Consider the following 13,913-nt stretch of genomic DNA (forward strand, 5'->3'; position numbering starts at 1 on the left):
GACCACATCACAGCGTGCCGCGCGCCAAGGCATCCTGAATGCTTTCAGTCAGCAGGGTTTGCTTAAAATTTTGACCCGTCATCACGTGCTTTTAATCGCGCCGTACTAGAGACAACTCCCGCAAACCAGAGCTCGATAGCCTGACATTTATCACCCCGCCATCTCGCTAAATTCCCGGCCTCACTCATCAGAGGTTGGGACTTCATGCCTTTTACCCCTTGCAGATTCGCCCTTGTCATCGCCCTTGCCCTCAGCGCCGCCAGCCTTCAGCCCGCGCATGCGCGAGGCGATATCGAATACACGCCGTACCCGTCGCAGCCCTACGAGGCGCCGCCCGATGCCTGGTTTTACCCGCCCGAAGCCCAAGCACAGCCCCTCAACGGCCACCTCACCCGCAGGGCCACCTCGCACAATGGCCTGCAAGTGGCCAAGGTGCTGGACCCCGCGCTGATTCGGTTATTGCAGTCCGGCAGCCTGACCGCCGAGCAAGTCAAAGCCCTGGAAAAATTCGCTGCAGCGCTGGGCCAACAACCCGGCGGGATCGGTGCAGGCCTCGAGCAATTGGCCGGCAGCCAGAACGCCAACCTCGCCACGGCAACGCAGAACACCACCCAGCATCTTGGCAGCCAGCTGCTGTCGGCCCTGCGCACACTACCTGCGGACGACGATGGGAACTTGTGGGTGCAAGGCCTGGGCAACGACGGCAGCCTCGATAAGCAAGGCGGCAGCGCCGGCTTGAAGTACGACGTCAACGGACTGCTGCTGGGCGCCGACTGGGCACTGGATCATGCCTGGCGCGTTGGCGTCCTGGGCGCAAAAACCATCAGCCATTTCGATACCCAACGCTTCTCCGCCGACGTGGACAGCTGGCACCTGGGCGCGTACGCCGTGCGCCAGGACGGTCCGCTGGCCCTGCGCCTGGGGGCGATCTACAGCGACCATGCCGGGCAGAACAAACGCGACGTGAGCCTGCTTGATTACAAGGAACAGCTCAAAGGCCAATACAACGCCCAGAGCCAAACCCTGCTATCGGAGCTGGGCTATCAATTGGGCAGCGCGGATCTCAGTGTCGAGCCTTATGTCGGCCTAGGCTTCCAGCGCTATCACCGCGACCGTTTCAAGGAAACGGGTGGCCGGACTGCATTGAACGTTGGCGCACACACCCAGCAAAACCTCAGCAGCACCTTTGGCATTCGCCTGGCGACGGTGTATCGATTCGATAACCAGATCAGCCTCACGCCCCACCTCAGCACCGGCTGGAAACACCTCTACGGTGAAGTCGACAGCCAGGTGCGCCAGTCCTACCGCGCCCTGCCCGGACTGATTGAAGGCTTCACCGTCAATGGCACCGCGCTGGATCGCAACAGCCTGGACGTGCAAGCCGGCCTGGACCTCGCCGTGTCGAAACAACACACCCTTGGCCTGGCCTACAGCGCCCAGGCCGGCACAAACAGCCACAATCAAGGCCTGACGGGGCAGTGGAAAATGAGCTTCTGACCACCAAATTGCGGGCGAAAAAAAAGGGGGGCACCCGCCCCCCCGAGGATTAAACGTTAGTCTCGAAGGCTGCTATCAGCCTTCGATTTCAATCAGGATTTCGCCAGGGTTTACCCGGTCGCCCTTGGCCACGTGAACGGCGGTCACCTTGCCGGCAATGGCAGCCTGCACTTCGGTTTCCATCTTCATGGCTTCGGTAATCAGTACGGCCTGGCCAGCCTTGACCACGTCGCCTTCCTTGACCAGCACATCGACGATATTGCCCGGCATCGCCGTGCTGACATGGCCAGGCTCGGTGGCGTGCTTGCGTTTGCTGCCGCCGCTGCTGACGAATTCGTTGAGCGGTTCGAACACCACCTCTTCCGGCATGCCATCGATGGACAGGTAGAAGTGGCGCTTGCCTTCGGCCTTCACGCCGACACCGGTGATGTCGACGCGGTAGCTTTCACCATGCACGTCAATGACGAACTCGGTCGGCACACCTTCGCCACCGGCACGCGCTACGCCGCCAGCTTCAGGGATAGGCAGCAGCACTTCCGGCGCCAGGGTGCCGGCATCGCGTTCTTCGAGGAACTTGCGCCCGATGTCCGGGAACATGGCGTAGGTCAGCACGTCTTCTTCGGACTTCGCCAACGCGCCGATCTCACCGCGCAGCTTGGTCATTTCCGGCTTGAGCAGGTCGGCCGGACGCACATCGATCACGTCTTCGCTGCCAATGGCCTGGCGACGCAGTTTCTCGTTCACGGTGCCCGGCGCCTTGCCGTAGCCGCCTTGCAAGTAGAGCTTCACTTCGTTGGTGATGGTCTTGTAGCGCTCGCCGGCCAGTACGTTGAAAAACGCCTGGGTGCCGACGATTTGCGACGTCGGTGTCACCAGCGGCGGGAAGCCGAGGTCTTCACGCACACGCGGGATCTCGGCCAGCACTTCACCCATGCGGTTGAGCGCGCCCTGCTCTTTCAACTGGTTGGCCAGGTTGGAAATCATCCCGCCCGGGACCTGGTTGACTTGCACACGGGTGTCGACGGCGGTGAATTCGCTTTCGAACTGGTGGTACTTCTTGCGCACGGCGTAGAAGTACAGGCCGATCTCTTGCAGCAGCTCCAGGCTCAGGCCGGTGTCGAACTCGCTGCCTTTGAGGGCGGCGACCATCGACTCGGTACCCGGGTGGCTGGTGCCCCAGGCGAAGCTGGAGATGGCAGTATCGATATGGTCGGCACCATTTTCGATAGCCTTGAGTTGGCACATCGCGGCCAGGCCAGCCGTGTCGTGGGAGTGGATGAAGATCGGCAGGTTCTGTTCGGCTTTCAGTGCCTTGACCAGTTCGCCGGTGGCGTACGGCGTGAGCAGGCCGGCCATGTCCTTGATCGCGATCGAGTCGCACCCCATGGCTTCCAGTTGCTTGGCCTGGGCGACGAAGGCCTCGACGGTGTGCACCGGACTGGTGGTGTAGGCGATGGTGCCCTGGGCATGTTTGCCGGCGGCTTTCACCGCTTCGATGGCCACGCGCAGGTTACGCACGTCGTTCATGGCGTCGAAGATGCGGAACACGTCGATACCGTTGACAGCCGCCTTGGCCACGAACGCCTTGACCACGTCGTCACTGTAATGGCGATAGCCCAGCAAGTTCTGGCCGCGCAGCAGCATCTGCAAGCGGGTGTTGGGCAACGCGGCGCGCAGTTTGCGCAGGCGCTCCCACGGGTCTTCCTTGAGGAAGCGCACGCACGCGTCGAAGGTCGCGCCGCCCCAGACTTCCAGGGACCAGTAGCCGACTTTGTCGAGCTTGTCGCAGATCGGCAGCATGTCGTCGGTGCGCATGCGGGTGGCCAGCAACGATTGGTGGGCGTCGCGCAGGACAGTGTCTGTAACGAAGATTTTCTTAGTCATTGGTATCTCCTCATAGCGGCAAGTTTCACGCTACAAGCTGCAAGAAAAAGCCACTCTGCTTTTACTTGATGCTTGCGGCTAAAAGCTCGCAGCTGCTTCATTCATAGGCCTGCGTGGGCGGCGATGGCGGCGGCGATGGCCAGGGCCAGCTCTTCGGGTTTGCGCTTGATCGAGTAGTTGGTCAGCTCAGGGTGGCTTTCCACAAAGCTTGTATTAAATTGGCCGCTGCGGAATTCCGGATTGCGCAGGATTTCCTGGTAGTAGGCGGCAGTGGTCTTAACGCCTTGCAGGCGCATGTCGTCCAGGGCACGCAGGCCGCGGTCCATGGCTTCTTCCCAAGTCAATGCCCACACCACCAGTTTCAGGCACATGGAGTCGTAGAACGGCGGGATGGTGTAGCCGGTGTAGATCGCCGTGTCGGTACGCACACCGGGGCCGCCGGGTGCGTAATAACGGGTGATCTTGCCGAAGCTGGGCAGGAAGTTGTTCTTCGGGTCTTCGGCGTTGATGCGAAACTGCAACGCGAAGCCACGGTGCTGGATATCTTCCTGTTTCACCGACAGCGGCAGGCCCGAGGCGATGCGGATCTGCTCGCGGACGATGTCGATCCCGGTGATTTCTTCGGTGATGGTGTGTTCCACCTGCACCCGGGTGTTCATTTCCATGAAGTACACCTCGCCCTCGGCGAGCAGGAACTCCACAGTGCCAGCGTTCTCGTATCCCACGGCCTTGGCCGCGCGCACCGACAGGTCGCCGATATAGGCACGCTGTTCCGGCGTCAGTTGCGGGCTGGGGGCAATTTCGATGAGCTTCTGGTTACGCCGCTGGATCGAGCAGTCACGCTCGAACAGGTGCACCACATTGCCAAAGCTGTCACCCAGGATCTGCGCCTCGATGTGCTTGGGGTTGACGATGCACTTTTCCAGGAACACTTCCGCCGAACCGAAGGCCTTGGTGGCTTCGGAGATCACGCGGGGGAAGGCTTGCTCGAGTTCTTCACGGCTGTTGCAGCGACGGATGCCGCGCCCGCCGCCGCCGGAGGTGGCCTTGAGCATCACCGGGTAGCCGATGCGGTCGCCTTCGGTCAAGGCTTCGTGGATATCCGCGACGTTGCCTTCAGTGCCGGGTGTGACCGGCACACCGGCCTTGATCATGCTGCGGCGCGCTTCGGTCTTGTCGCCCATGCGGCGAATGACTTCAGCCGACGGGCCAATGAACTTGATCCCGCGTTCGGCGCAGATGTCTGCCAGTTCGGCGTTTTCCGACAAGAAGCCGTAGCCGGGGTGCAGCGCATCGCAGCCGGTTTCCACGGCCAGGTTCACCAGCTTGCGCGGGTTCAGGTAGCCGGCCAGGGGCTCGGCACCAATGCTGTGGGCTTCGTCGGCACGTTTGACGTGCAACGCATGGCGGTCGGCGTCGGAGTAGACCGCGACCGAGCGAATGCCCATCTCGGCGCAAGCACGCACGATTCGTACGGCAATTTCACCACGGTTGGCGATCAGGATCTTTTTTATCACTTGGAAATTCCCTTGAGCCGATTGCTGCGTTCTTCGACCCGCTGGAGCCGGGTCGGCGCGTGACCAAATGTTTCATGACAGTCGCGAGACACACACTAAGCCCGCAGAGGGATTAACAAAAATCAATAATTATTGGGTCATACATAAGTAAAGACTTATAGTTGGCCGGACGGCCTTGGGCGAAAGGATTGAGATAATGCGTAAGTCATTGATGCGTATGACATTGCGTCAACTGCAGATCTTCAATGAAGTGTGCGACTTGCGCTCCTACAGCCGCGCCGCTGAGGAAATGTCCCTCACACAGCCGGCAGTTAGCCTACAAATTCGCCAGCTGGAAGAGCTGATTGGCCAGCCGCTTTTCGATTATGTCGGTAAAAAGCTCTACATGACCGAAGCCGCCGAAGCCTTGCAGCGCGCCAGCCGCGACATTTTCGGGCGCCTGGAAAACCTCGATATGCAGCTCTCGGACATGCAGGGCTCACTGCAAGGCCAGTTGAAATTGGCCATTGAATCCAGCGCCAAGTACTTCGTGCCGCACCTGTTTGCCGCGTTCAAACGCCAGCACCCGGAAGTGCAGCTGCACCTTACGGTGGTGAACCGCGCCCAGGTGATCCGTCGGCTGTCGGACAACCGCGATGATTTGGTAATCATGTCCATGGTGCCCCAGGACATGGGCCTGGAATTCCTGCCGTTCCTCAACAACCCGATCGTTGCCGTGGCACCCCTCGACCACCCCTTGAGCCTGCAAGGCCCGCTGCGCCTGCAGGACCTGGAGCCCTACACGCTGTTGCTGCGCGAACCGGGCTCTGGCACGCGGCTGGCCTGCGAGGAGTATTTCAAGGAGAAACGCGTGCACTTCACCCAGACGGTGGAAGTGGCCTCGGCCGAAGCGCAGCGTGAATGCGTATGCGCCGGGCTGGGCGTGGCCCTGCTGACACGCCACGCGGTCAATATGGAACTGGCCACCGGCGGGCTCAAGGAGCTGCCGGTGGAAGAGCTGCCGCTGTACCGCAGTTGGTGCCTGGTGCAGGCCAAGGCCAAGCGCCTGTCACCGGTGGCCCATGCGTTCCTGGGCTTTATCCGCAGCGAACGGGTGCAGATCAGCGCGCTGGCTGAGCGCTTCGCTGGGCTGCCGCGGGTGCCTGCCAGTGGAGTTCCGGGTAATCCGTGATGCTCTGGAGCAGTTGGCGCTCCTCACAACGGTCTTCGATTGCGCGACGGAACGCCATGCGGCGCTGGTCTTCCTGCTGACGACGGGTTTTGACGGAGCTGCTGCTTTCTTCGTAGTGCCGGGCCATTTGGAGTCTCCCAATGCGAGTACGGGGAGCTCAGGATGGCCTTGGGCGATGACGGTTTGGCGGCGCGGGGGTTACAGGACGATGAATATTCCAGATAGGTCAGAGATTCAAATGTGGGAGCGGGCTCTGTGCAAAGCCCTTAGTCGTCGAGGGCTTTGACGGACTTGGGCGACAGCCGCAGGCTGCGCAAGCTGCGCTTCACGCTCTTGAGGTGGTTGACCAGGCTCGGCCCGCGCGCCATGGCCACGCCCATCGCCAGTACATCGATCACCACCAGGTGGGCGATGCGCGAGGTCAGCGGTGTGTAGATCTCGGTGTCTTCATGGACATCGATTGCCAGGTTGACCGTGGACAGTTCCGCCAACGGCGTCTGGCTCGGGCACAGGGTGATCAGCGAAGCACCGCTTTCACGCACCAGGTTGGCGGTGATCAGCAAATCTTTGGAGCGGCCCGACTGGGAAATGCAAATGGCGACGTCAGTGGGCTTCAAGGTCACCGCCGACATGGCCTGCATGTGCGGGTCACTGTAGGCCGCTGCGGTGAGCAACAGGCGGAAGAATTTGTGCTGGGCATCGGCCGCTACCGCGCCAGAAGCACCGAAACCGTAGAACTCGACGCGCTGGGCCTGGGACATGGCCGTCACGGCCTTCTGCAATTCCACCGGGTCGAGCTTCTCGCGCACTTCCATCAAGGTGTGCAGGGTGGTGTCGAAGATTTTCAGGCTGTAGTCAGCGACCGAATCGTCTTCATGGATCGCAAACTGCCCGAAGCTCGCACCGGCGGCCAGGCTTTGGGCCAACTTGAGTTTCAAATCCTGGAACCCGGAGCAACCGATGGCGCGGCAGAAGCGCACGATGGTCGGCTCACTGATGCCCACGCTGTGGGCCAGGTCGGCCATGGAACTGTGCATCACAGCCGCAGGGTCAAGCAGCACGTGATCGGCAACCTTGAGTTCCGATTTGCGTAACAGGTGGCGCGACTGGGCGATATGTTGCAACAGGTTCAAAGGGCAGGACTCTTGTTATGGGCAGGGCCAAGGATGTAGCAAGCTTGTAGTTATACTACAAGAATTGTCGTTTTGCCCGTCCGACGCATCACTAAATCGCCCTGCCCGCCTTTGAATCTAAGGGCGGCGCCGTTGTAGCCACCGGAGCGGCCTCGGTGTCACTGGGGAAAATCTGCATTTTTCCGTAACAAATCTGCCAGCCCTTCGGCCTCCATTGGCCGGCTGATCAAATAGCCCTGCACCTCGTCACAACGCTCGCCGCGCAGGAAATCCAACTGCTGCTGGTCTTCCACGCCTTCGGCCACCACCTTGAGCGCCAGCCCGTGGGCCATGGCGATGATTGCCCGGGTGATGGCGGCGTCCTCTCGCCCCTGGCCAAGCCCGCGGATGAAGGTCTGGTCGATCTTCACGTAGTCCACGGGAATGCGCTTGAGGTAACTGAGGGACGAATAGCCGGTGCCAAAATCGTCGATCGCCAGCTTCACGCCCAGATCGCGCAGTTGCTGGAAGGTGGCGATGATGTGTTCGACGCTGTCCAGCAATTGGCTTTCGGTCAGCTCCAGCTCGAGGTATTGCGGGTCCAGGCCGGTTTCTTCGAGTACCTGGCGCACCAGGCTGACCAGCTTGCCCTGGCGCAGTTGATGCACCGAGAGGTTCACCGACACACGGATCGGCGCCAGCCCCTGACGCTGCCATTCACACGCCTGCCAGCAGGCCTGGCGCAGCACGAATTCGCCCAGCGGCACGATCAGGCCAGTTTCTTCGGCAAGGCCGATAAAATCGCCCGGGGGCACCATGCCCCACTGCGGATGCTCCCAGCGGATCAACGCCTCGACAGCATTCAGTTTGCCGCTGGCCAGGCACAGCTTCGGCTGGTAGAACACTGAGAGCTGGCGGTCGTCGATGGCTTTGCGCAGGTGGTTTTCCAGCTGCAAGCGCTCCAGGGTGCTGGCTTGCAGGCTGTCGGTATAGAACTGGAAGTTATTACCGCCCAGGTGCTTGGCATGCTGCATGGCCATGTTCGACTGGCTGACCAGCGCAGAAATTTCCCTGGCGTTGTCCGGCAACAGGCTGACGCCCATCGAAGCACTGACCACCAGTTCATGCCCCTCCACCGTCACCGGCACCCGAAGCTTTGCCAGCAGACGCGTAGCGACGCGCGCCAGGCTCGACAGGTTGCCGTAGGCGTCGAACAACACGGCAAACTCATCCCCGGACAGCCGGGCAATGGTGTCGGCCTCGGGCAAGGCGTTGATCAGGCGACGCGCCATCTTCTGCAGCAATTGGTCGGCGACTTCATGACCGAGGCTGTCATTGAGCAGCTTGAAACGGTCCAGATTGATGTGCAGCAGTGCCAGGCTGCGCCCGCCCTGGCGAACCCGCTGGTGAGCCTCACGCAGCCGTTCGCGGAACAGCGAGCGGTTGGCCAGGCCGGTCAGCTCGTCGTAATGGGTAAGGTAGCGCATGCGCTCTTCGGATTCACGCCGCGCCGAGAGATCGGCGAAGAAGCCGACGATATGGCTAACTTTTCCTCGAACATCGCGCACCACGTTCAATTGCAGCCATTGCGGGTACAGCTCGCCATTCTTGCGCGTCTCCACCAACTCGCCCTGCCAGGTGCCATGGCTGAGCAACGCCTGGCGGATCACCGGGAAGTGGCGACGGGCGTCACGGCTGCTGGGCAGCTCAACCACGTTGCGACCGAGCATATCGTCGATTTCAAAGCCTGTGACGCGACTGAAGGCCTGGTTCACAGCGATCAGTTTGTAGTCTGGATCGAGGATCACAATGCCTTCGCTGGCCGCTTCAAATACGGTCGACGCCAGACGCTGCTGTTCCTCCAGGGCTTTGCCGGCGCTGATGTCGCGGCGTGTGCCGAGCATGCGCGTGACCCGGCCGCTGGCCGTACGCTCGACGGCGCGGCCTCGGTCTTCGATCCATACCCAGTGCCCATCGCCATGGCGCACGCGGTATTCCACCTGGTAGTCCTCGCTGCGGCCCTTGAGGTGTTCCACCAGGGCACGCTTGAGCAGCGGCAGGTCTTCGGGATGCAGGCGCGGCTTGAGATGGCTGAGCATCGCCGTGACGTACTCCGGTTCCAGGCCGAACAGCTCCTTGAGCTGGGTGTGGTGGACTTCGTCGGTTTGCAGGTTCCAGTCCCACAGTCCCAACTCACTGGCCTGCAGGGCCATGGCCAGGCGCGCTTCGCTTTTATTCAGGGCCAGGCTGGCCGCGTCCAGCTCCTGGCTGCGCTGCGCGACGCGGTCCTGCAGGCCGATCTGGGCGTTGCGCAGCTCTTGCTCGGCCTGACGACGCTGTTCGACTTCACGCACCAACTCCTGATTGAGTTGCTCGCTGCGCTGCTGCGCCTGTTGCAGATGCTCGATCAGCGCCTGGTTCTGGAAGCCGCGCAACAGCCCGCGCTGGATCAGGCGGTTGACCTGCCACGCCACCAGGCTCAAGGACGCCAGCAGGATCAGGCCGAGTACGCCCCAGCCACGCTGCTGTGGTTCGCCGCTCCAGAACAGATAAAGGATGGCCGGCACCAGGCACGGCAAGGCGAACGACAAAAATGCCGGCAGGCTCACGGCGTAGGCCACGCTGGCCGACAACGTCGCAGCACCGATCAGGCCAAACACCCAGGCCTGTTGCATAAAGCTGTCCACTGGCACCAGGGCGATGGCGGCGATAGCCAGGGTCAAGCCGCTGACCGCCGAGCCGAGCATGAACATGCGCCGCCACACCGGCTGGGCCTGGCGGCTGGGCATGGCCGAATCGAACGCTGCCACTTGGATCACACGCATCGCCACCAGGGCCAACAGCCAGACCAACCAGATGCTGTCCAACAGGTATTGCTGGGGGTTCCAGAGCAGCCAGGCGCAGACCAGGCCATTGACCAGCATCAACAGGGTCGGCAGCAGCGAGCCCTGGTACAGCAGGCGCGTGCGCTCGACCGCCATCTCGGTGGCGTAGTGTTTGCGAAGAACCTGTGCGGGCGCCACCGAGGGGCCGAGCAGGTCGGTGCTGAGGGTCATAGGCAGTGTTCTTATAATGGTGAGCCCGAAACGTCGACGGAGCATACACAAGCAAGCGCTTGGGCCAAACTGCTCTACGTCATAAAAACTGCACGGTCACGCAGCGCAAACTTCCGGCCCAGACGGCTTGAGCGAGACGCTGCGCGGGCTGTGGCCATTGACCGACCGGTCATCACCCTGAATGTTTTCCGTCGACCACCCAGCATTGTTATTTGCCCCACTCTCCCGTGGGCCATAGAATGCGCCGATGCGCGATGATCTCTCCCTTCTGCTGAACTCCCTCAACGATGCCCAACGCCAGGCCGTAGCGGCCCCCGTTGGCCGTCAGTTGGTCCTGGCCGGTGCTGGCTCCGGTAAAACCCGAGTGCTGGTGCACCGCATCGCCTGGTTGATCCAGGTCGAAAACGCGTCCCCCCATTCAATCCTGTCGGTGACGTTTACCAACAAGGCTGCGGCCGAGATGCGCCACCGCATCGAACAGCTCATGGGCATCAGCCCGGCCGGTATGTGGGTGGGCACCTTCCACGGCCTGGCGCACCGCCTGTTGCGAGCGCACTGGCAGGAAGCGGGCCTGAGCCAGACCTTCCAGATTCTCGACAGCGATGACCAGCAACGCCTGGTCAAGCGGGTGATCCGCGAGCTGGGCCTGGACGAACAGCGGTGGCCGGCGCGGCAGGCGCAATGGTTCATCAATGGCCAGAAAGACGAAGGCCTGCGCCCACAACATATCCAGGCCAGCGGCGATTTGTTCCTGGCCACCATGCGCAGCATTTATGAAGCCTACGAGGCGGCCTGCGTGCGCGCCGGGGTCATCGACTTCTCCGAGCTGCTGCTGCGCGCCCTCGACCTGTGGCGTGACAATCCTGGCTTGCTGGCCCATTACCAGAAACGCTTCCGGCATATCCTGGTGGACGAGTTCCAGGACACCAACGCCGTGCAGTACGCCTGGTTGCGCCTGCTGGCCAAAGGTGGCGACAGCCTGATGGTGGTGGGCGACGATGACCAGTCGATCTACGGCTGGCGTGGCGCGAAAATCGAGAACATCTACCAGTATTCCGAAGACTTCCCGGACGCGGTCACCATCCGCCTGGAGCAGAACTACCGCTCCACCGCCGGGATCCTCAAGGCTGCCAACGCCTTGATCGCCAATAACACCGGGCGCCTGGGCAAAGAGCTGTGGACCGACGGCGGCGAAGGCGAAGCCATCAACCTGTACGCCGCGTTCAACGAGCACGATGAAGCGCGCTATGTGGTGGAAACCATCGAAAGTGCGCTGAAAACCGGTCTGGCGCGCAGCGACATCGCCATCCTGTACCGTTCCAACGCCCAATCGCGGGTATTGGAAGAAGCCTTGCTGCGCGAACGTATTCCGTACCGCATCTATGGCGGCCAGCGCTTCTTCGAACGTGCCGAAATCAAGAACGCCATGGCTTACCTGCGCCTGCTGGAAGGCCGTGGCAACGATGCGGCGCTGGAGCGGGTGATCAACATCCCGGCACGGGGCATCGGCGAGAAAACCGTCGAAGCCATTCGCGACCATGCGCGCCACGCCGATGTGTCGATGTGGGAAGCCATGCGCTTGCTGATCGCCAATAAAGGCCTGACCGGCCGTGCAGCCAGTGCGTTGGGTGTGTTTGTCGAGCTGATCGAGAACCTGGCCGCCAAGTGCGCGGAAATGCCCCTGCACCTGATGACCCAGACCGTGATCGAACAGTCGGGGCTGATCGCCTACCACGAAGCGGAAAAAGGCGAGAAAGGCCAGGCCCGGGTAGAAAACCTTGAGGAACTGGTCAGCGCTGCTCGTGCGTTCGAGAACACCGAGGAAGACGAAGAACTCACCCCGCTCGCCGCATTCCTCGGCCATGCGTCGCTGGAAGCCGGGGATACCCAGGCCGACGAGCACGAAGACAGCATCCAACTGATGACCTTGCACAGCGCCAAGGGCCTGGAGTTCCCGTACGTGTTCCTGGTGGGCATGGAAGAAGGCCTGTTCCCGCACAAGATGAGCCTGGAAGAGCCCGGCCGTCTTGAGGAAGAGCGCCGCCTGGCCTACGTGGGCATCACCCGCGCGATGCAGAACCTGGTGATGACCTACGCAGAAACCCGACGCCTGTATGGCAGCGAGACCTACAACAAGGTGTCGCGCTTCGTACGTGAAGTGCCGAAGGGGCTGATCCAGGAAGTGCGCCTGTCCAACAGCGTCAGCCGCCCGTTCGGCGGGGGCCAGCAGCAGAACTCCAGCAGCATGTTTGCCGGTTCAGAGATTCCGGAAACCCAATTCAGCCTTGGCCAGCAGGTCAGGCACTCTGTATTCGGCGAAGGCGTGATCCTCAACTTCGAAGGGGCCGGCGCCCAGGCGCGGGTGCAGGTGAATTTCGCCGAAGGCAGCAAGTGGCTGATGATGGGTTACGCGAAGCTTGAAGCCATCTGAAACACTGCACGCTCACTGCAGGAGCCCGGCTTGCCGGCGATGGCGGTCTTAACGTCGCTGTCGCCGCGTCGCGACGACCCGACAAGCCGGGCGCCTACCCCGTGAAGAATCCTGTCCCTCCCTTGTTTTTTATCCGTCCGGGCCAATATCTGTAATTAGTCCTACAGACCCTTCGGAACTGGTCTTACGCAAAAGCCCGAAACATTATGCCGCTAGCCACTATCACTACACCTGTGCAACATGGCGCGCGTGCAATCCACAAATGGGAATTCCCTTTATGAAACGTTTTCTTAGCATCGCCATGGCGTTGTGCATCGGCCTGACGATGAGCATCGACGCCAACGCCAAGCGCTTTGGTGGCGGCAAAAGCATGGGCTCGGCACCGACTCACCAGACGAGCCAAATGGCCCCATCCGCCGGTGCCGGCGGTGCTGCGGCCACCGCAGGCGCAGCCGGTGCTGCAGGCGCCGCTGCCAAGGCTGGCGGTGCTTCGCGCTGGTTGGGCCCTCTGGCCGGTATCGCAGCCGGTGGCCTGCTCGCTTCCATGTTCATGGGCGACGGCTTCCAGGGCATGCAGATCTTCGACATCCTGATCATGGCGGTCATCGCCTTCCTGATCTTCCGCTTTATCGCCGCCCGTCGCCGCAAGCAGCAGGAGCAATTGGCTCCAGCCGGCGCGCCAATGCAGCGTGAAGTGTTCGAGCAAAAACCAGCCATGGGTTCGATTTTCGGTGGCTCGGCAGCACCTGCCGCAGCCCGCCCGGTGATCAATGCGCCGGCCTGGTTCAACGAAGAACGTTTCGTCGAAGCGGCCCGCAGCCACTTCCAGTCCCTGCAGCAGCACTGGGATGCCAACGAAATGGACAAGATCTCCGAGTTCGTGACCCCGCAACTGCTGGAGTTCCTCAAGCGCGAACGCGCCGACCTAGGCGACGGCTTCCAGTCGACCTACATCGAAGACCTGCGCGTACAACTGGAAGGCGTGGATGATCGCGCCGACAAGACCATCGCCACGCTGACGTTCAGCGGTGTGTCGAAGACCTCGCGTTTCGACCAGGGCGAAGTGTTCAGCGAAAGCTGGAACATGGAACGTGCCCAGGGTGACAACCAGCCTTGGCTGGTCGCCGGTATCCGCCAGAACGGCTAATCCCTGCACGCCTGCAAGCAGATACAAAAAACCCCGGACCTGTCCGGGGTTTTCTATTTCACGGTTGCACTTATAGCGAGCTACTGTATAAAACGCCC

The 13,913-nt window shown here is 61.6% G+C and carries 9 protein-coding genes; 4 read left to right on the plus strand and 5 right to left on the minus strand.

The annotated features are described in order from the left end of the window. Positions 1–204 precede the first annotated feature (204 nt). On the plus strand, positions 205–1,497 hold the full coding sequence (locus ATH90_RS28395; RefSeq protein WP_098467601.1) for an autotransporter outer membrane beta-barrel domain-containing protein: 1,293 nt from the start codon (positions 205–207) through the stop codon (positions 1,495–1,497). Between the two features lie 75 nt (positions 1,498–1,572). Here the strand turns inward: ATH90_RS28395 and oadA are convergent, their stop codons facing one another. Further along, positions 1,573–3,381, minus strand: a complete 1,809-nt coding sequence (gene oadA, locus ATH90_RS28400) for a sodium-extruding oxaloacetate decarboxylase subunit alpha (RefSeq protein ID WP_034110401.1) — start codon at positions 3,379–3,381, stop codon at positions 1,573–1,575. Positions 3,382–3,482: 101 nt separating this feature from the next. Continuing rightward, positions 3,483–4,898 carry an acetyl-CoA carboxylase biotin carboxylase subunit gene (locus ATH90_RS28405; RefSeq protein ID WP_003195732.1) on the minus strand — a complete coding sequence of 472 codons (1,416 nt, stop codon included), beginning with the start codon at positions 4,896–4,898 and terminating at the stop codon, positions 3,483–3,485. A gap of 196 nt (positions 4,899–5,094) precedes the next feature. Here ATH90_RS28405 and ATH90_RS28410 point away from each other — a divergent pair, with 196 nt between their 5' ends. Next, entirely contained in the window at positions 5,095–6,069 is a 975-nt protein-coding gene (locus tag ATH90_RS28410) for a LysR family transcriptional regulator (protein ID WP_034110403.1), read from the plus strand. Here ATH90_RS28410 and ATH90_RS29685 read toward each other — a convergent pair. The 3 genes from ATH90_RS29685 to ATH90_RS28425 all read right to left on the minus strand — a co-directional run bounded on the left by ATH90_RS29685 (position 5,999) and on the right by ATH90_RS28425 (position 10,237). Continuing rightward, positions 5,999–6,196: a PA3496 family putative envelope integrity protein gene (locus tag ATH90_RS29685; RefSeq protein ID WP_078050795.1), complete on the minus strand. Its 198-nt coding sequence runs from the start codon at positions 6,194–6,196 to the stop codon at positions 5,999–6,001. The two genes, ATH90_RS28410 and ATH90_RS29685, sit on opposite strands and share 71 nt — an antisense overlap. Positions 6,197–6,335: 139 nt before the next feature. Continuing rightward, positions 6,336–7,202: a transcriptional regulator HexR gene (gene hexR / locus ATH90_RS28420; RefSeq protein ID WP_003177007.1), complete on the minus strand. Its 867-nt coding sequence runs from the start codon at positions 7,200–7,202 to the stop codon at positions 6,336–6,338. A gap of 158 nt (positions 7,203–7,360) precedes the next feature. Further along, positions 7,361–10,237 carry an EAL domain-containing protein gene (locus tag ATH90_RS28425; protein ID WP_098467602.1) on the minus strand — a complete coding sequence of 959 codons (2,877 nt, stop codon included), beginning with the start codon at positions 10,235–10,237 and terminating at the stop codon, positions 7,361–7,363. A 247-nt stretch (positions 10,238–10,484) separates the two neighbouring features. Between ATH90_RS28425 and uvrD the strand changes: the two genes are divergently transcribed. Continuing rightward, a complete protein-coding gene (gene uvrD / locus ATH90_RS28430) occupies positions 10,485–12,668 on the plus strand; it encodes a DNA helicase II (protein WP_098467603.1) in 2,184 nt (727 codons plus the stop codon). A gap of 277 nt (positions 12,669–12,945) precedes the next feature. Then, on the plus strand, positions 12,946–13,815 hold the full coding sequence (locus tag ATH90_RS28435; protein WP_098467604.1) for a Tim44 domain-containing protein: 870 nt from the start codon (positions 12,946–12,948) through the stop codon (positions 13,813–13,815). The last annotated feature ends 98 nt before the right edge of the window (positions 13,816–13,913 follow it).

Origin of the sequence: Pseudomonas lurida, from assembly GCF_002563895.1 — a bacterium.
GTDB classification, from domain to species: Bacteria; Pseudomonadota; Gammaproteobacteria; order Pseudomonadales; family Pseudomonadaceae; genus Aquipseudomonas; species Aquipseudomonas lurida.